Consider the following 18,236-nt stretch of genomic DNA (forward strand, 5'->3'; position numbering starts at 1 on the left):
TGATTCATGAGTTGAGAGTATTTATGTTTTCAACGAAACAAAAATTGACCAGATTATACTCTAATGATACCTTTTTTGATTAAGAATTGAAGTGATTTAACAAAGTCATCGTCAGATATTTTCCCATCAGCCCACCACAAGGCATTATTTTTGATCCAATCTGGAATCATTTGATTTGCAGAAGACATACTTTCAATAGAAGGAACAGAGATTATACCTTCCTCAATCAGAAATTGAATCCCATCAATAAATTCAGAATTTGTAATTGTAGTTGAGGCCCAAGATTTTGCAGTGTTTTTAACCCAACTAGGTATTTTTGGTGAGATTACTTCAAAGGATACAGAACCCAAATCAAAGTTATTGTGAGACAATTGAATTTCATAAAGTCCGGACAAAGAATTTTCGTTAATTGAAATTATGGATCTATAACTTCCTCCACTAGAAAGGGTTGCTCCAAAATTCTGAGATTGCCCATCTGGAGAAACAATATTCACTTCCAATGGAATTCCACGTCTGTGATTATTTACGCTGCCAGAGAGAGTTATTTCCTCAATGTTTCCTGAAAGAGGTTTTACAATTTCATAGGAACTAAGTTGTGGTGAGCTAGAAAAAGAAGCAGATGATTTACTTCTCAACAAACTAAACGTATTTGCATTACCAGAACTATCTCGTGAATCATAATACTTAGCATCAAGACTGCCCCCTGCAGATGAAATTAAAGCAGTTCCAGATTTGTTACAAATTTGTGAAGGCATTTTAAATACACCTTCAAAAACACCGGTACTTGGTCCAGTCTCAACTAGAGTGAATCCAGTAGCACCTAAACCACCATGTTCAACTCCATTAACAGTACAACGTTTGTAACGAATATCCTTAATCAAAACTTCAAGTAAAATAGCCCCGTCCTTTCCGACGGTATCAACATCATCAGAATTTGGATCGTTATTTACAAAATAAATGTCAATTAGATCTTTTTTTAAGTTAAGATCAGGATCTTTGAGAGTTATTGTAACAGGTTGCCCAAAACGAAATGATTGTGAAGATGTAAAAACATCACCAGAGTGAGTTTTAAAATCAGATTGTGATGTAATAGTAGTTGCAACACCAGTCACATCAAGATCAGAATAAGATATAGTAATTCCAGTTTCATCAATCAATCTATTTATGACAATAATTTTTACCTCATCACCAATTGTTTGAATGGTTTGAATGAAATTAGGATCTAGTATATTCAATTGATTTGTTACAGCATATTCCAAAGTACCTTCAAAAATTGAAGAGTTATCACCTATTTCTTCTAACTCAAAACGGTAAATAGAATTGTTTATACTTTTATCATTTTTTAATCCAAAAGAAAATACATCAAAGACAATGGGTTGTTTTTTGGTTTCACTAGAAATATCAATTACACCTGCATTATTATTAGATGAGTCAAAATCAATTACAAGAAATACATTTCCACTTTCAACCAAGATGGAAGTTATATCAGAATTATCAATTTGAATAAATCCTTGTGATGATGAAAGATCACCTGCATCAACAATAGTAATTGGTGAAGAACCAAGCGTTCCAAAAGTTAAAGTGAATGAGGTATCACTAAAGTCAGAAACACCTAACTCTTTTTCAAATGATCTTAAATCATAATTTATCCAGTTTGTACCACTTGTGTTGGATTTAGAATCATCAAGTAAAATTGAAGTAAAGGTAGAGGCAGAAACCCCCAAGTTTACAGAAAGCATGTCATATGATGCAACTCCCAATGTTGTAGTATCAATTATCAACCTATCAGAATTAGAGTCAGGCACAGATGAAGTGACGCTAGTACCACCTGTCAGAGCAGGTGAAGTTAAATGAAATTTAACATCATTTGCATTACCCAGAGTTATTGGATTTCCAATTGTTATAGTAGGAATTATTGCAGTTTCCCTAAAGACGTCTAAATCATCATTTGAGCCAGTGTTTAAATTTTGATCTGGATCTTTTAAAATCACAGGATATTCAGTTCCAGGACGTAGAGAGTTATTGTTTCCAATAGTCAGAGTAGGGGTATTATCAAGTGAAACAGATGCAGTTGAAGAACCTGTCAAAACTGACAGGGACTCATCATTGTAGCTTATTTTTCCCGTTTGCCCACGAGGAGCATTAGCAAGAATTCCGATTGTGGATTGATCATTTGAATCAAAGCTCTCAAAAATTCCTGAATTTGGTTGTTGTTCAACTAATGTCACTATCTCTGAAAAAGTATTTGCACCCCCATCATTTACAGAAGAAGAAGGCTGATCACTGTTTGTTCTTAATTCCATGATATTTCCAAGATCTATGGAAAGTTTACCATTGCTTTCAAATCCCAAAGAAGAAAGACTGGGTACCAAGTCAACTAAACCTAGACCTCCATTTGCAGAATTAGTTCCAGAATTATCAAATGCTTGATAAAATGTTGATGGATTAGATCCAATATCAAATGTCCATGAATCTTCATCCGTAGGATCCTGATTTAATTGAAAATCATTGACAGTTAGAAACACTTCAGCATTATTAGGATATAGAGTTCTATCAATATTCAAAGAAATATTTTCCATTTCATCAAATTCAAGTGATACTTTTTGTGTTGGACCACCGGGATTATATTGAATCACTACATCATCAAATGAATAAAGTTGAATCAATGGCCACGCATTTGAATTCAAACCAATTTGTCCAACTGGAATATTGGAATTAGTGTTGATTGATTTTGCTTTTCTAACTACATTATTCAAATTTGCAGTAGAGCCTGGTGTACCAGTACATGCATTAAATGAAGAATCACCATTTGTGGAACCAGTCAAAGATCCTAAACGTGGTACTGCAAAACCATCTGTTTCAGAAAGGGAAATTCCAAAAATCGAAGGAGAAGTATCTCGACTACAAAAAACACCAAAATCTAAACCTTCTCCAGATAAACCAACTGTTGCATCTGCAGATTTTGCCATTTCAACATTGGCAAAATAGGCATACCAATTTCCATCAGTTGCCTGAACCATCCGTAATGATTTTCCATTAATAGTAACATCAGGTTCACCCTTTCCCTGACCCGTATCCTTGAGATTAGGATCATTTACTACAACTTCAATTACCATGGAACCTGAAAAATGGTTTTTAAATTGTGAATTTTCAGCTGATACAAACAGGTTTGGATTACTAGAAGCTTCTACTTCAAAAAGTGGAATTAAAGATAGTAATGAAAGAAGTACTGTAATATAGAAGAATTTCATGCCCAACATTGCAAAAAATCACTTTATCACAAATAATGTTGTCGTATCTTTTATTCTTAGAAACCTGTAATACATGATTAGAATTATTAAAAATATGGAAATGTTTGTACAAAGGACCAAAGTATTAAAAATTTCATTAGTAGCTATATTTTCGGCATTTTTAGTAGAATTAATTTTTGGTTTAATCTCAAACAGTCTAGCCCTCATTACAGATGGTATTCATGCATTATTGGATAGTGTGGTAACAATGGTCTTGTTATTGGCTGCAAGAATGGCAATGAAACCAGCTGATGCAGAGCATACCTACGGACATGGAAAAATTGAGTCATTAGGAGGTATGATTGGAGGAATTGCAATTTTTTTGATTGCATGTTTTTTTATTTATGAATCGATTCACAGACTACAAAGTCCACCCCCAGCAATATTGCCAGGATTGTTTGCAATCGTTGCAGGGCTGTACACAATCGGTATTGATATTTTTAGAATAGGGCTATTAAGAAAATCAATGAAAAAAAATCGGAGGGGCCACTCTCAAAGCAGATTTCTATCACGCATTTATGGATCTTGGATCTACTCTAGTTGCAATAATTGGAATAATTCTTGTTTCATATGGATTATACTTTGGAGATTTTGTTGCAGCGTTAATACTAGGAGGATTATTAGCTGTACTAAGCATCAAACTAGTCTACAAAACTGCACTTGATTTAACAGACATCATATCACCAGAACTTGTAAAAAATGTAAAGGAAATTGCAATATCAACTGACGGTGTAATTAATGCAGAACCAATATTGATGAGAAGATCAGGTGAGACAATTTTTGCAGACATTACCATATCATTAAGAGGAGACACTAGTTTTGATAAAGCGCATGAAATAAGTAATAATGTTGAAGCTAACATAAAAAATGAAATTTCAAATTCAGCAATTACAGTACATTTTGAGCCTAATTGGCAAGATGTTCCACTAGATGCAAAAATTCTAGAAATTGCAAAAGGAGTTGAAGGTGTAAAAGATGTTCATAATGTAAGTACGCATAAAACCAAAGGAAGAACATTTTCAAATTTACATGTAATGGTTGACCGAAAAATGGATCTTTTATCTGCACATAAAATTTCTGAAGTTATTGAAGAAGAAATTCACAAAAATATTCCAGAAATAGAGCATGCTACAATTCATTTAGAACCTTTTGTTAAAATACCAGAAAATTTCAACTTGGAAGACAAAATTACTGAAAATCAAATTAAAAGAATATTAGAAAAATATTCAGAAATTAAAAAGATTGGAAGGATAGTATCTTTGAATTTTGAAAATATTCTAAAAATTGATATCGATTGTTCCTTTGACAAAGACTTGTCGATAGAAAAAGTTCATGATTTGATTTCAGAGATAGAGCATGAAATCAGGACTAAGATAAATGATTCAGTGATAACAATTCATCCAGAACCAGTCTAAACCAAAATACTGGTCAAATACATAATGACCATTCCAATTGCAAAACCAGAGGCAACTGCAGCACTTGAGAGATTTTTGTCACCTTGTTCCCTTATCCACTTTAAAATTGTGATAATTACTTGAAATATCGCACCAGCTCCAATTGACAAAAATACCACAGATGTAAATGGTGAATAAACAAAACCACCTATCCACGCACCAAAAATAGCCGGAGCTCCGGCAATTAATCCCATGGCAGCAAGTTTTCCAATCACTTTTTTTTCTCTAGACATTGGTGCAGCTATTGCAAGTCCTTCAGTTGTATTATGTAATGCAAATCCTATTATCAAAAATGTGCTAAACGCAATGGACCCAAGACCTACTGCAGCTCCAATTGCAAGTCCTTCACCAAAATTATGTAAACCAATGCCAATTGATATCATTAATGCAATTGCAACAGGCTTTGTAATCCTAGAGGATTTTGCTCTACTCACCAATTTTTCACCAGTATAATACAATCCAAGAAATGACAATATCAAAACAGTTGCAACAAGCAATACTCCATTAAAGCTTCCTGCAAGACTTTCATTTGAAACATCTAATGCCTCTTCAACAGAATCAATTGCTAAAAATAACAATAATCCAGCAGTTAATGCCAAAAAGAAATGATATTTTTGTTTGCTAATCCGTTTGATAAAGGGTAGCCAAAGCAAACCAATCATTACAGGGATTATTCCAACGTAGGTTCCAATGATTGCAAAAAATCCTAAAAGCTCAAAGCTTGGTTCTAATGCAGGAGCTGCTGCCTCAATCTCTTTTTCAAATCTAGTTCCATCTTCAATCGTAATTCCAACGATATAGGGTTCTGCATCATTCCATTCAAAAGGAATTCTAACGAGGGCTGTTTCATATCGTTCTAGATATCTGTCTGGTTCAACTGCTGCCGGTTGTATCCTATCATTGACATCAGCCATTGCAATCTCTACGGATATTGGACCAGTGTTTCTAACTGTCACTTGAATTTCAGAATCTAGGAAGTCAACTTTTTCCATAGTTATCTCAGGTAAGGGAATACCAAGATCCAATAATTCAGATCCAGGTCCAAAAATGTAAGCAATCAAGATGATTAAAAATGCAAATGGAATTACACCACTGGCAATTAATTTTCCTTTTGAAGACGTATTACTAACTTCCATATTTTACATCCTCCGTACCTTCTTTGTTTTCATTTACCATGAATATCCCAACCCATCCTTTTTCTGAGAACTCAACTTTGTGGGCATGGAACAGATATTTTCCAGGGTATTGATATTCAAATTCCATTATGCCCCTTTCTGTTTGAGATAGAGTAATCATATCAGTGTAAAACGATGGTACGATGTCAGTTCCAGTTGGATAATATTTATACAAATTTCCATGCAGATGGAAATTATTTATCGGATCAAATTCAACCATGTTGACAACATAAATTCGGATTAATTCATTTGTGTTAATTTGAATAGGGTGGTGCTGATAATAAAATGGAATTGTATTTGCAGCATAAAAATTATTTTCAGTATCAAAGTCAGTATCCAGTCCATTTAACACCATTACCATTTCATCTGCTGGTGGTCGTTCTTCTTTAGGATCAACAATAAACACACCATAAAGCCCATGCACAATGTGTTCTTCTAATGGCATTACGTGACAATGATATGGATGAACTCCTACAGGGCCAGCTTCAAATTCATAAACAAATTGTCCACCATTCCCACCTACTGGTTCAAATACACCATCCATTCCAGCAGGATGAATTCCGTGAAAATGAATGGTGTGCTCTTTTTCACCGTTGTTAATGAACTTGACTCGAACAATATCTCCCTCTGTTGCTCTGATTGTTGGACCAGGTACAGTGCCATTAAAAGTCCATACATTGTAAAATATACCAGGAGAGACTTCCATGATTTCATCATCATTTGCAATAATGGTGTACTCTCTTAGAACAGTACCATCTTCTAGTTGTGAAATTCTACCATAATTGAAATCACGTAAATATTCCATAGGATCAAATTCAACGGTTGCACTTGTGTATAGAGGATCTAATACTTCACCAGTGGTTTTAACCACTGCTCCACTATGAGTAACAAAAATGTTTTCCTCAGTTTGAGCTTGAGAACCAATTGGAAAAATCATAATTACTGAAATTCCAATCAAGATTGTGATTGCGAGGATCATTGATTGAGTACGGTTTATCAACAAAACAATTAATTAAATTCTTTATTTAAATTTAACCTAAGCTAACTTTTTTAGCCTAGTCTAACTTTTTATGCTCAATTTTTCGAGATTTGTAGAAAAATTAGGTTTAAACTAAAGAAAATCAAATAAGTTTTGTGCAGAAATCTGGAATGATAATAATTGGGTCCGGAGTTCTAATTATCATAGGGTTATTTCTACTAGTATTAGGAAATCAAGCTATTCTTGAAGGAATTGTTCAAGAAAATGGTAAAGTGAGTTCCGAGCAAGTACTTTCAATTGACAACAATTTTGATCCACAGACAACTCCCATCGGAGTTTTTGCTGTTCAGATAGGAGATTTCCAAGAAAATACATTTTCTGCAAAAATAGTGGATCCATTGGGTATTGAAATAACTTCACAGCAAATTAATGATGAAACTATTGAAGAAGAATTTGAAGTTTTAGAGACGGGAATTTACAAATTGATCATTCAAAGTAATAGTAATGAAGAATCTCAAGTTTTTGGAGCAATTGGATCGTTACCGGATTCAGGAAAGAAAGTTCTTGGTTTTATTCCAGTATACGTCATTGTTGCTGGAATGATTGGCTTAGTTGTAGTTGGAATTCTAGGTATTAGAAATAGAAAGAGATCAGTTTAGATAACTATCCATTTTTTCAAGACCGCTAATTGTAGCATCAAAATTATCACCATTTTCAATTATGCCATTGAGTTTCTCAGAATTAGCTGAAAGAAAATACTTTCCATCATTTAGATTTTTGAAAATAAATTCATGCTCAATTAAATATGAAAGCCTATCAAGGACGTCATTTTCAGAAATAGAAGATTTTTGTGCCAAAAATGAACATTCTTTGGGACCATCTTCAAGATCTGCCAATATTGAAGAAGTGACAGGATCAAACATACAATCCACAACTTTTTCTTTATCAAAAGAATTACTCATTTACATAAATATAGAAATTAGAAATTATTAACTTTTGGAATATCTATTCCAATAAGATAATTAAGAAAAAGGGGTTTTTACAATATTATGCAGAGGCTATGTAGTCAAGATCCATCAGGCAAAGGTGAACATTGTTTTTGCATAGATATTGACGCTCAACGCGGAATCAAAAAATGCTGTAAATGTAATTTATGGAATGTCCAGGGTAATGATTGGACAGAGGATGAAGACTTCAGATAATTTGTGTCAAAAATTTACCAAAAAAGGCATTGAGATTTAGACACGTCTGAAAATATTCAAAAATCATTCAATTTGGTGCCTAGCATGGTTTTTATCGGGGTTTCTTTGAATTTTTGAATACTTGAGTACTCAAGAATATAGACACATTGTAAGGATTGTGGGTAATGATATCCCAGGAGAGCGAAAAATGCTTGTAGGGTTAACCCAGATTAAAGGAATTGGGTATAATTTTGCCACAGCAATTCTAGACACATTAAAGATTGATACAAATTCCAACATCGGAAATCTCACTGAAGAGAATGTTCAAGCAATTGAAAAATTGATCACAGATCCTATTGGAGGAAATTTCCCAACATGGTTCCTCAATAGAAGAAAAGACATTGAGACAGGAGCTGATTTGCATTTACTTACATCAGATATTCCATTTACATTAAGAAACGATATTGAAAGAGAAAGAATAACTGCAAGTTGGAGAGGTTATCGTCACCTTAGTGGCCTAAAAGTAAGAGGTCAAAGAACTAGAACATCAGGTAGAAAAGGTGGAGCTGTAGGAGTTGCAAAAGGAGGAATGGCAGCACCAGTAAAGAAGGGAAGTGCAGGAGCTCCGGCAGCAGAAGCAGCAGCTCCGGCAGCAGAAGCAGCAGCTCCGGCAGCAGAAGCAGCAGCTCCGGCGGAGAAAAAAGAATAGGTGTTTTGAATGGGAGATCCAAAATATCCACGTAGAGTTTGGAGAAAACCAAAAAGACCACTTAATTATGAATTAAAAATGGAAGAGCTCAAAACTCTTGGTACATTTGGGTTAAGAACAAAAAGAGAATTATGGAAAGCACATACAGAGTTATCCCGTGTAAGACATCAAGCAAGATCATTGCTTGCATTAAGACAAGAAATTAGAGAAGAAAAAGAACCAATTTTAATGCAATCCCTTGCAAGGATTGGATTAGTTAGCAGCGGTGCAACACTAGACGATGTGCTTAATCTGAACGCTAATGATTTACTTTCACGCAGATTGCAAACTATTGTAACAAAGAAATTTGGATTTAAAACACCATATCAAGCAAGACAAGCAGTTATTCATGGCCATATTATGATTGGAGATAGAAAGGTGGACATCCCATCATACACAGTAACAGTTGCAGAGGAAGACAGCATTCATTTTACACCAGAATCAAAAATTCCAGAAATGTTAGAGAATACAAAATCTAAAGAGGCTGCTCCTGAAGAAACCAAAGAGGCTGCTCCTGAAGAAACACCAAAAGATGAAAGTTCTTCAACAGAGTAATCAAAAAAATAGGCTTATCAGTAAATAACCCCAATTATCAGAGAGAATGATATGTGTTCAATTATAGGATATTACGGAAAGATTAGTGCTGCTCCCATTCTTGTAAAGGGGTTAAAAAGAATGGAATATCGTGGATACGATAGTGTTGGGGTTGCAACAGAATCAGAGAATAAAATAGAACTAAAAAAAGGAATAGGGAAAGTTGATGAAGTAAATTCGAAAATTCAATTAGATATTATGCCAGGAAAAATTGGCATTGGCCATACCAGATGGGCTACACATGGAAAAGTGACAGATACAAACGCACATCCTCATTCAAGTAACTCTGGAAAAATAGCAATAGTTCATAATGGAATTATTGAAAATTTTGAGGAATTAAAGCAACAATTAGAAAATGATGGATATAGTTTCAAAAGTGAAACAGATAGTGAGATAATTGCCAATTTACTTCAAAAAAATTATGAATTAACAAAAAATGTCAAAGAAACAATTATCAAAACAGTTTCAGAAATAAAAGGACATTACGCTTTTGTTGCAATGTTTGAAAATGGTCAGCTAGCCGCAGCAAGATATCATGAACCACTAATAATAGGAGTTGGAAAAGATGATTTCTTTTTATCAAGTGATGTTCTAGGATTCATTGAGTATACAGACGATGCAATTTACTTGGAAAACGGGAATTTTGTAATTTTAGACAAAGATAAATTTCAAATTTTAGATTTTGATGGAAATCATGCAAAATATGGCATTACCAAAGTATCAAAAGAATTTGGAGATGCTTACAAAGGCGATTATGCACATTTTACTTTAAAAGAAATTTATGAACAACCTGAAACAATTTTGAAGGCAGGCGAGAAAACAACAGAAGCAATTGAAAAAACTGCTGATTACCTAAAACATTCAAAAAATATCTACATTACAGGTAGTGGTACAAGTTACAACTCAGCATTAATTGCAAAACAAATGTTATCAAAATATGCTAAAATCAAAGTAGAGCCAATCATGTCAAGTGAACTTCAGTTTTCACCAGATAGTATTGAGGAGAATTCAATCCTAATTGCAATTTCTCAAAGTGGTGAAAGTGCAGATGTGTTAGAGGCAGTAAAAATTGCTAAAAAAGCGAATTGTAAAATCATATCTATTGTAAATCTGCTTACATCATCACTTGCTCGAGAAGCAGATGTAGTTATTGGAATGAATTGTGGGCCAGAAATAGGAGTTGCGGCAACAAAAAGCTTCACAGCACAACTTGTAATAATTTACAAAATAGTAGAGAAACTAAATAACAGTGAGATTAAGATAAATTTTGATAAGATTTCAGAATCGGTTTCAAAAACTTTGGACAAACCCATTAGAATTCAGATAGTGGCACAAAAATTAAAAAATATTTCAGACATCTATGTTCTTGGTAGAGGAGTTCATTATCCAATTGCCATAGAAGCTGCCTTGAAATTAAAAGAGCTCACATATATTCATGCAGAAGGAATTCCGGGGGGAGAACTAAAACATGGACCACTTGCATTAATGGATGAAAGCGTGTTTGTCTTAATCATCAATCCCAATGATTCAACATATTCAGATACTCTAACTAGTGCAAGAGAAATTAAAGCTAGAGGAGCAAAAATAATTGGAATTTCAGATGTGGAAAGTGATGTGTATGATTATTGGATAGAGATTTCCAAAGTTGAAGAATCAATGTATCCAATTTCAGAAATAATTCCAATTCAGTTGCTATCTTATTATGCAGCACTTGAAAAAGACACAGACCCAGATTATCCTAGAAATTTGGCAAAATCAGTTACAGTGAAGTAAATAATCGATGATACTCTTTTTCTGCCAAATCCAGATACGTTGAAGAATCATTTCCAGTTTTAATCATTGAGGAGATAATACTTCCACCAGCACCAACTCCTTCTTTTGCAAATCCTTCTGAAAATGCCTTTAGACCAGAATATCTAGAATTTTCTAAACCGGGATTAACAGAAATTGCGGGAATGTTGGCAATTTTTTCAACTAGACTAACAAAATTTGCATTTTCATCGTTTGTAATGTATGAGGTGGTTCCAATAACAGCATTTTCTTCATTGAATCCAATTTTAGATGCAAATGCCAATACTGCCAACATTTGAGTTCCTCCTGCAAGCATAACCTTTGAAACATCAGATGCAGAGCTTAGCATTCCAGCTACAAATGGAATCATTGGATCACCTACTTTTGCCACAATACTATATGGATGATCAGAATCAATTCTTTCAAGTGCAGAATCAACAATTTGATTTTTCAACTCTACAGGATTATTCGGGATGCTAGAGCTGACTTTAGCATCAAAACCTAATCCTCTCAATACTGCCAATGCAGTTGTTGTTCCACCTGGTATACTCTCACCAATCACAAGACAATCTGAAAGCGATGCTAAACTTCTGCCAACTATTCGCCCATAATCCACGGCATGAGTTACTTCTGAATCAGTCATTGCATCATTCATGGAGATATTTTTTCCAAAGGATAAGCCTGATTCAATAAAAGGTAATTTAGGCAAAACCTTACTTCCAGCATTAATCGTCAAATGTGGAATACTAGAGGATTCTAATGCAGTTTTGGTAAGTAAGCCAGGAGTAGGTTTTCCATCTGGAGTCATCGGGATTTTATCTATAGTTTTACAATATCCATAATGTAGATATTCTGCATCAGCAGGAGGAGTAAATTGAATAGAGTTCATGTCTGCACCAGCAAAAGTAATTCCGGGAATTTCACAAGTTTCAGTATAGGATATTACAAATGAAAAAAGAAATCTGCCGGATTTCATAGTTTCGATGAAATTATTGGCTTGATCTATATTCCCATGCAGTTCAAATTTTTCCAAGAAATCACTATCCCATCATTTCGACAAATTGTTGCTCTGTTCGTTTTTGCATTACATGATTTGTGATCTTTTCTTGTCCAAGAGTAGATACTTCAGAAGGACCATAATTGTGACCCGAATACATAACCAAATTATCATCTAATGAATACAAAACATCAAACAGACTGTGATATAGCTCCTTTGCACTACCCCCAGGCAAATCAATTCTTCCACAATTTCCAACAAATAATGTGTCACCTGAAAAAATTTTTCCATCACCGACAAGACATATACTATCTTTAGAATGGCCGGGTGTGTGAAGTACTTTTAATTTTGAATTTCCAAATTCAATAAAATCACCATCTTTTACTGTAATGTCATGCTTTAATTCTGAATACTCATGTTGAATTATTGGAGCTTTAGTAGATTCAGAGATTGCTTCATTTCCCAAAGTATGATCAAAATGATGATGAGTGTTTACAATGTATTTTATCTTTAGATTATTTTTTTTTATGATCATTTCTAATTCCATTAATTCCCAAGATGGATCAATTATTATTGCCTCACTTGTATCTTCATCTTCAACAATGTAAGTGAAATTTTGCATGTTTCCTACTTGGATTTGATGAACTTTCATAAGATTCCCTCTTCAGCTTCTGGCGGAATTCCAATTTTTTCTGCATACAATTCACCAGTCAAGTCTTTTCTCTTTGGAATCCCTTGTTTCATTTTATGAAAGGTAACTGTCATGTTGCATTTTGTGCAAATGTTTGCAGTCTCACCTGTTTGTGGATCTAATCCAGATGGGACATCAACTGCGAATTTGTAACAGTCTGTTTTATTGATATAATTTATTGCAGATGCATACGGTTCTCTAATTTCTCCTGAAATACCAGTTCCTAAAATTCCATCTACTATTATATCGGGTTTGAAATCAAAACTCAAAGAATCACCAATCATTAATTTCACAGATGGCATTTTCTTTAATATTGACCAATTCCAGTTGCTCTCTTCGGTTTTAATTTTTTCAGGAGTACCAAGAAGCATCACTGTAACTTTAGCACCATAACCTGCCAAGTGTCTTGCCATCACCAAGCCATCCCCGCCATTATTTCCTAGTCCTACAAAAATCAAGATATTTTTAGATTCTATATTTTCAATCTTCTCAACTAATCTTCTAACTGATGCAGCACCAGCATTTTCCATCATGAATTTTTTTAAAAAGCCCATATCATGACCTTTATTTTCAATTTGATACATTTGATCTACAGTAATTTCCATACAATAAATGAAAATTATATCCAAAATAAGAGCTTTGAAAATAGGAATTCTGGCTAAAATAGGCATAAAATTTTAGAATTTAAGATAATGTTTCTCAAACAAAATTGGAGAGATAATAGATATTCATTGTAAATGTTCTAAATTCTAATTTTAACCAATTAGTCGATCTAGAATCTTTTTTGTTTGTTTTAAAATAACAAACACGATGCTAAGTATTAATTTATGAATCTAACAGTAATGAGAACATTAAGAACTCAATTATCCGTATTAACAGTTATTCTTTTTACATTAGGATTTGCCCCATATCTTACATCTGATGCTTTTGCAGCATCTGGAATTTCATCTGCAATAGCAGACGATCCAAATGATGCAGATGCAGTATATTCTGTTGACGATACCATAGTCATCACATTTCCAGCTCAAGTAAATAGCACATTTGCATCAGGAACAATGACTAATGCAGAATTCCGTGCAAACTTTACAGTAGCTAATTCAGATATAGATACTGCTGATACTATCAGTGGTATTTGGAATGCAGGGGCTACTGCATTAACATTAACAATTGATACAATTGCAGGTTCTACTCCTCCAGTGATAAATACTGACACAGTACTTTATGATCCAACTGCAGGAAATATTCACTATCAAGGAAATGGAACTGAATTTACAAACACAGCAGTTACTCTAACAGGTGACTTTGGTTTGTTTGTTTCAGTTTCTGCAAGTAATGGAAGTGGATGTAGCGGGGATTGTGAAGAGCCAACACTGGGTGTAGATAGTAAGGGTAAGAGATTAGTTGATAACGGATTTACATACAATGGAAAATCAATTGATGTTGAGAGATACTTTACACCATATCCTCTTGTAACAGTAACCACAGGAGAGAAAAACATTGCAGAATTCAAAATTTATGATAACTTGGGTCCGGACAACATCTCTCACTTTGAGTTAGCATTTGGTCTGGCAAAAGGAGAAATTATGAGTAACAGCAAGGCAGTAATTAATTGGGACAAGTCATTTGATGGTGTAGCAACACTTTCAGTTGATGATCCTGAACATGTCTTAGGGGACATCGAAGTCTCAACTTCTGAAGGTAATTGCTCTGAGGAATCAGCACAGCAATGCCTACTAGTCAAAGTAATTCACACATTTAGAGCACCACTTGATTTCAACATACTTGGAACAAATGTTTGGGATACAGAGCGTAATGCTTGGCAAAACTATTACAATCACGGAATTGAAGTTGTAGGACCATCAATGAATCCTGCAAAAGAATATGATGGAATCAACAATGGTCAGATTTACCACTTGACTGAAACTGGCAGGACCACAGCAGTTGATGAATTTGGAAATTCATGGTCTCTAGTAATTGACCAATGGACTATGGATTATATTCCAAACAAAAAGATAGTGGATGAAATTGCAATGAGCGGTATTGCAAGAGAGCATGCTTACTTTAACATGTACAAATATGGGCAATATCTATTGGCAGAAAATGAACTAAACCAGATTTGTCCTGGATGTCTTGATGGATCGTATGAGGAAATTGACAATATTTTCTCTTATGACTTTAAGGAAAGAATCAGCAAACTTGACAAACCAGAAGTAAAACAAAAGATGCTATTAGGATCTGAGAGAGCACAAAAAACTATGGATTACATACTTGATCCAATTTTACATCTAAAGAATCAATGATTGCTTTTTATTTTGAATAGGGACTCAAAAAGATTTTTTGTTCTAAGAGATTCTGAATCTAAGTTTTGTTGATATTCATTGTTAACTCGCTTGTTATATTCAGGAAAATCATATTGGAAAATATCATCTATTTCTTTAAAAGATTCATCAAAGCATTTCAAACAGTTTTGTTTTAGCAAATATTGAGCAACTAGCTGTTGTCCTTGAACATAAATTGGAAAGAAACTGTGCTGCCTATCAATACCATGCATTGGAATTTTGTTTGATTCAATTTTCATTAATACAGGAACTATTTTGTATCCATAGTACCCTTCATCCAGATTCATATCCAGATAAGAAAATATTTTTGGATTTGTAATTTCTGCAACTTTATGATAGTCTGAATTTAAATCTTTTCTCAGTATTTCAAATCCAGTTATTTTTTTGTCTTTTGAAATAGTTGGTTTTTCCCATTCGAGTTTCAGTGAGTCTTTTGAGAAAGTAGTGATTGTAACTGGGACAGATGCATCAATTTCTGAATCAAGAATTCCAACCAGATATTCTGATTTCCAGGATAGTGATTCTTCAGCAAAAGAACTTTCTATAGATCCAAGTAATATTATAGCAGTGATAATGCTAATTCCTAGTAATTCACATCTCATTTTGAGTCTAGATTTGAAATGAAATATGAGGGATTAAAGACAGAGGAATATTTTGAAGATAGTGAGTTCCTTTTTGGAAATAGTTTACGTAAAATTCCTAAGAGTTTGGCAAACGGCTTTATCCTAGTCTTAAGATATTTCCACCATGACTTTAAAAAATGTCAAAACATCATTAAACAAAATTTCAAAATCTTTAGGAGTAGTTCAAGATTCAAGAGAATTTTTATTGAAAAACACTAGAGAGATCATTATTCTATGTAGCAAATCAATTATCGCAGTTCATAAAGGAGAACTTGAGACAGGCAAAAACAATCTAAAACAGGCAGATATTCTCTTAAAAAAATACAAGAAAAAAGCAACGGGGGGACTAGAAAGATATCTAATTACACCAGAGCAAGAATTTGTAGAGGCAGCATGTCTAATTGCAATTGTTGAAAAAAAAGAGATTCCTTCTGACAAGAAATTATCAGTAATGCCAGAGTCATATGTCCTAGGATTGCTTGATTGTGTTGGAGAACTAAAAAGAATGGTATTTGACAAAATTCGAGTAGGAAAAATAGATGATGCTACTAGAATTTTTGATATAATGGAGAATCTGTATATGAATTTGTATACTTTTTCATTATATGACAAAGTAGTCAAAGAGGCTAGAAGAAAAATAGATGTAAATAGAATTCTAGTAGATGATGTCAGATCTGCAATTACAGAAGAAAAAAGACGTAGTGAATTAATCAAAACTTTACAAAAACTAGAATAATAATTTTCAAGAATTCTAGTGCGGGCGATGGGATTTGAACCCACGAACTCCTGAGAGACTAGCCCCTCAAGCTAGCGCCTTTGGCCAGGCTGGGCGACGCCCGCAAAGGAACTTCCTTGCATGGTTTTTATAATCCTTGATTACTTTTTCGTTCGTATGTTAATACCTGTAAGATGTTTTACTTGTGGAAATTTAGTTGCAGACAAGTTTGAGGATTATCAAAATAAAATTAAATCAGGAGAAGATCCAGTTAAAACTCTGGATTCCTTAGGAATTGAAAGATATTGTTGCAGAAGAATGCTTTTGACTACCGTAGAAACAATTCAGCAAGTAATTCCATTTTATGAAGCAATTCAGAGAAGAAAACAAGAAGTTCAATCTGAGTTAGAATAACTTGGCCAAAATATCCTCAATTGAAGGACGTACTCTATACAACAGTAGAGGAACAAAAACTATTGAAGTTGATGTTGAATCTGAAGGAAAATTTCTAGGCAGAGTTTGTGCACCTTCAGGTGCAAGTGTCGGAAAATATGAAGCAGTAAGTTTTCCCAATGGAAAACCTGAAGAAAGTCTGAAAATTTTAAAAGAAAATGCCAATAAATTCATCGGCTTAGAATCCTCAGATCTTAAAGAAATCCACAACACGCTGAAAAGTTTGGATGATTCTACAAATTATGCAAACATAGGCGGAGCATTAGCTTTTGCAGTAACAATTGCATCAATGGAATCAGCATCAAAAGCTTCTGGTCAGGAATTGTTTCAAATATTATCATCAGAATCATCGTTCAAATTCCCATTTCCAATAGGCAATATTTTAGGTGGAGGAGCACATGCAGGTCCTGGAACCCCAGACATTCAAGAGATTCTAATTTGTGCTACAGGTTCAAAAACTATCGAAGACGCAATTGAAACAAATTTGTTAGTTCACAAAGAATTACGTAGTGTTTTAGAAAAAGAAGATCCTCATTTTACAAATGGGAGAGGAGATGAAGGAGGATGGGCACCAAAATTAGAAAACATAAAAGCTCTAGAAGTTTCTTCAAAAGCTTGTGAAAATTTAGGATTCACATTAGGTAAAGAAGTATCATTAGGTGTAGATTTTGCATCATCTACCCAGTGGAATGAGGAAAAAGGAAAATATGTTTATGACAGAGCAGGATTTGAAAACTCCCCAGGAGAACAAATAGATTTTGCAGCAGGCATTATTGAAAAATTCAAATTAATTTATGCAGAAGATGCAGTTCATGAAGAGGCGTTTGAAGATATGGCAGAACTGACAGCAAAATTTCCAGACACATTAGTCACAGGAGATGATCTTACAGTTACAAACAAAGACATTCTGACAAAAGCAATTGGCTTAAAATCATGTAATGCTGCAATTCTCAAAGTTAATCAGGCAGGTAGTCTTTATGATGCATTTGAATTTGCTAGTGTTGCAAATCAAAATAATGTTAAACTAATCACATCACATAGATCGGGCGAATCTACGGATTCACAAATTTCCCACATTGGTCTTGCTACAAAGTCAAAAATGCTCAAAGTAGGAGTGGTAGGAGGAGAAAGAGTGGCAAAATTAAATGAATTATTACGCCTCTCAGAGCATGATTTAATACGCGGTATGGTAGAGATTTAAAATCG

The 18,236-nt window shown here is 34.1% G+C and carries 16 protein-coding genes, 1 tRNA gene and 1 pseudogene; 9 read left to right on the top strand and 9 right to left on the bottom strand.

The window, feature by feature from the left end; genetic code table 11:
* Positions 1 to 53: 53 nt before the first annotated feature.
* Positions 54 to 3,251: a peptidase gene (locus tag NADRNF5_RS09095; protein WP_048119524.1), complete on the bottom strand. Its 3,198-nt coding sequence runs from the start codon at positions 3,249 to 3,251 to the stop codon at positions 54 to 56.
* A 100-nt stretch (positions 3,252 to 3,351) separates the two neighbouring features.
* On the opposite strand from NADRNF5_RS09095, the pseudogene NADRNF5_RS09100 reads away from it, so the two are divergent.
* Positions 3,352 to 4,705: pseudogene (locus tag NADRNF5_RS09100) on the top strand (cation diffusion facilitator family transporter).
* Here the strand turns inward: NADRNF5_RS09100 and NADRNF5_RS09105 are convergent.
* Positions 4,702 to 5,880, bottom strand: a complete 1,179-nt coding sequence (locus NADRNF5_RS09105; protein WP_048117729.1) for a ZIP family metal transporter — start codon at positions 5,878 to 5,880, stop codon at positions 4,702 to 4,704. The pseudogene NADRNF5_RS09100 and the gene NADRNF5_RS09105 overlap by 4 nt on opposite strands.
* On the bottom strand, positions 5,870 to 6,898 hold the full coding sequence (locus tag NADRNF5_RS09110; protein ID WP_048117732.1) for a multicopper oxidase domain-containing protein: 1,029 nt from the start codon (positions 6,896 to 6,898) through the stop codon (positions 5,870 to 5,872). Before NADRNF5_RS09110 ends, NADRNF5_RS09105 begins: the two co-directional genes overlap by 11 nt.
* A gap of 155 nt (positions 6,899 to 7,053) precedes the next feature.
* Here NADRNF5_RS09110 and NADRNF5_RS09115 point away from each other — a divergent pair, with 155 nt between their 5' ends.
* Positions 7,054 to 7,557: a hypothetical protein gene (locus tag NADRNF5_RS09115; RefSeq protein WP_048117736.1), complete on the top strand. Its 504-nt coding sequence runs from the start codon at positions 7,054 to 7,056 to the stop codon at positions 7,555 to 7,557.
* On the opposite strand, the gene NADRNF5_RS09120 is transcribed toward NADRNF5_RS09115, so the two are convergent.
* Positions 7,549 to 7,860 carry a hypothetical protein gene (locus tag NADRNF5_RS09120; protein ID WP_048117739.1) on the bottom strand — a complete coding sequence of 104 codons (312 nt, stop codon included), beginning with the start codon at positions 7,858 to 7,860 and terminating at the stop codon, positions 7,549 to 7,551. The two genes, NADRNF5_RS09115 and NADRNF5_RS09120, sit on opposite strands and share 9 nt — an antisense overlap.
* A gap of 361 nt (positions 7,861 to 8,221) precedes the next feature.
* On the opposite strand from NADRNF5_RS09120, the gene NADRNF5_RS09125 reads away from it, so the two are divergent.
* The 3 genes from NADRNF5_RS09125 to glmS are packed head-to-tail and all read left to right on the top strand — an operon-like array spanning position 8,222 to position 11,194.
* Positions 8,222 to 8,788, top strand: a complete 567-nt coding sequence (locus NADRNF5_RS09125; protein WP_048117741.1) for a 30S ribosomal protein S13 — start codon at positions 8,222 to 8,224, stop codon at positions 8,786 to 8,788.
* 9 nt (positions 8,789 to 8,797) lie between these two features.
* Complete coding sequence (locus tag NADRNF5_RS09130; RefSeq protein WP_048117744.1) at positions 8,798 to 9,382, top strand: 30S ribosomal protein S4; 585 nt, start codon at positions 8,798 to 8,800, stop codon at positions 9,380 to 9,382.
* A 51-nt stretch (positions 9,383 to 9,433) separates the two neighbouring features.
* Positions 9,434 to 11,194 (top strand): glutamine--fructose-6-phosphate transaminase (isomerizing), encoded by a 1,761-nt coding sequence (glmS, locus tag NADRNF5_RS09135; RefSeq protein WP_048117748.1) that lies wholly within the window; start codon positions 9,434 to 9,436, stop codon positions 11,192 to 11,194.
* Here glmS and cobT read toward each other — a convergent pair.
* Genes cobT through NADRNF5_RS09150 form a run of 3 tightly spaced genes read right to left on the bottom strand, consistent with a single transcriptional unit; the run spans position 11,181 to position 13,505 of the window.
* Positions 11,181 to 12,245: a nicotinate mononucleotide-dependent phosphoribosyltransferase CobT gene (gene cobT, locus NADRNF5_RS09140; RefSeq protein WP_048117751.1), complete on the bottom strand. Its 1,065-nt coding sequence runs from the start codon at positions 12,243 to 12,245 to the stop codon at positions 11,181 to 11,183. The two genes, glmS and cobT, sit on opposite strands and share 14 nt — an antisense overlap.
* A 7-nt stretch (positions 12,246 to 12,252) precedes the next feature.
* Entirely contained in the window at positions 12,253 to 12,861 is a 609-nt protein-coding gene (locus NADRNF5_RS09145) for a hydroxyacylglutathione hydrolase family protein (protein WP_048117762.1), read from the bottom strand.
* Positions 12,858 to 13,505 carry an NAD(P)H-hydrate epimerase gene (locus tag NADRNF5_RS09150; protein ID WP_048119527.1) on the bottom strand — a complete coding sequence of 216 codons (648 nt, stop codon included), beginning with the start codon at positions 13,503 to 13,505 and terminating at the stop codon, positions 12,858 to 12,860. Before NADRNF5_RS09150 ends, NADRNF5_RS09145 begins: the two co-directional genes overlap by 4 nt.
* Before the next feature lie 222 nt (positions 13,506 to 13,727).
* Here NADRNF5_RS09150 and NADRNF5_RS09155 point away from each other — a divergent pair, with 222 nt between their 5' ends.
* The gene (locus NADRNF5_RS09155; RefSeq protein ID WP_052661932.1) at positions 13,728 to 15,200 is read left to right on the top strand and encodes a hypothetical protein; all 1,473 of its coding nucleotides are present in this window, start codon (positions 13,728 to 13,730) and stop codon (positions 15,198 to 15,200) included.
* On the opposite strand, the gene NADRNF5_RS09160 is transcribed toward NADRNF5_RS09155, so the two are convergent.
* A complete protein-coding gene (locus tag NADRNF5_RS09160) occupies positions 15,194 to 15,841 on the bottom strand; it encodes a fibronectin type III domain-containing protein (protein WP_048117765.1) in 648 nt (215 codons plus the stop codon). The two genes, NADRNF5_RS09155 and NADRNF5_RS09160, sit on opposite strands and share 7 nt — an antisense overlap.
* Before the next feature lie 145 nt (positions 15,842 to 15,986).
* On the opposite strand from NADRNF5_RS09160, the gene NADRNF5_RS09165 reads away from it, so the two are divergent.
* Positions 15,987 to 16,598, top strand: a complete 612-nt coding sequence (locus NADRNF5_RS09165; protein WP_048117773.1) for a translin family protein — start codon at positions 15,987 to 15,989, stop codon at positions 16,596 to 16,598.
* A 19-nt stretch (positions 16,599 to 16,617) separates the two neighbouring features.
* Here NADRNF5_RS09165 and NADRNF5_RS09170 read toward each other — a convergent pair.
* Positions 16,618 to 16,702, bottom strand: a tRNA-Leu gene (locus tag NADRNF5_RS09170).
* A gap of 52 nt (positions 16,703 to 16,754) precedes the next feature.
* Between NADRNF5_RS09170 and NADRNF5_RS09175 the strand changes: the two genes are divergently transcribed.
* Entirely contained in the window at positions 16,755 to 16,991 is a 237-nt protein-coding gene (locus NADRNF5_RS09175) for a DNA-directed RNA polymerase subunit N (protein WP_048117776.1), read from the top strand.
* A 1-nt stretch (position 16,992) separates the two neighbouring features.
* Positions 16,993 to 18,231 carry a phosphopyruvate hydratase gene (eno, locus tag NADRNF5_RS09180; protein WP_048117778.1) on the top strand — a complete coding sequence of 413 codons (1,239 nt, stop codon included), beginning with the start codon at positions 16,993 to 16,995 and terminating at the stop codon, positions 18,229 to 18,231.
* Positions 18,232 to 18,236: the final 5 nt, after the last annotated feature.

The organism is Nitrosopumilus adriaticus (assembly GCF_000956175.1).
Taxonomy (GTDB): Archaea; Thermoproteota; Nitrososphaeria; order Nitrososphaerales; family Nitrosopumilaceae; genus Nitrosopumilus; species Nitrosopumilus adriaticus.

Excerpts from the sequence above, each read along its gene's own strand:
- NADRNF5_RS09110 (WP_048117732.1), bottom strand. The coding sequence starts at position 6,898 with ATGATCCTCGCAATCACAATCTTGATTGGAATTTCAGTAATTATGATT.
- NADRNF5_RS09105 (WP_048117729.1), bottom strand. The coding sequence starts at position 5,880 with ATGGAAGTTAGTAATACGTCTTCAAAAGGAAAATTAATTGCCAGTGGT.
- glmS (WP_048117748.1), top strand. The coding sequence starts at position 9,434 with ATGTGTTCAATTATAGGATATTACGGAAAGATTAGTGCTGCTCCCATT.
- NADRNF5_RS09095 (WP_048119524.1), bottom strand. The coding sequence starts at position 3,251 with ATGAAATTCTTCTATATTACAGTACTTCTTTCATTACTATCTTTAATT.
- NADRNF5_RS09145 (WP_048117762.1), bottom strand. The coding sequence starts at position 12,861 with ATGAAAGTTCATCAAATCCAAGTAGGAAACATGCAAAATTTCACTTAC.
- NADRNF5_RS09150 (WP_048119527.1), bottom strand. The coding sequence starts at position 13,505 with ATGGAAATTACTGTAGATCAAATGTATCAAATTGAAAATAAAGGTCAT.
- NADRNF5_RS09120 (WP_048117739.1), bottom strand. The coding sequence starts at position 7,860 with ATGAGTAATTCTTTTGATAAAGAAAAAGTTGTGGATTGTATGTTTGAT.
- NADRNF5_RS09160 (WP_048117765.1), bottom strand. The coding sequence starts at position 15,841 with ATGAGATGTGAATTACTAGGAATTAGCATTATCACTGCTATAATATTA.
- NADRNF5_RS09175 (WP_048117776.1), top strand. The coding sequence starts at position 16,755 with ATGTTAATACCTGTAAGATGTTTTACTTGTGGAAATTTAGTTGCAGAC.
- NADRNF5_RS09165 (WP_048117773.1), top strand. The coding sequence starts at position 15,987 with ATGACTTTAAAAAATGTCAAAACATCATTAAACAAAATTTCAAAATCT.
- NADRNF5_RS09155 (WP_052661932.1), top strand. The coding sequence starts at position 13,728 with ATGAATCTAACAGTAATGAGAACATTAAGAACTCAATTATCCGTATTA.
- NADRNF5_RS09130 (WP_048117744.1), top strand. The coding sequence starts at position 8,798 with ATGGGAGATCCAAAATATCCACGTAGAGTTTGGAGAAAACCAAAAAGA.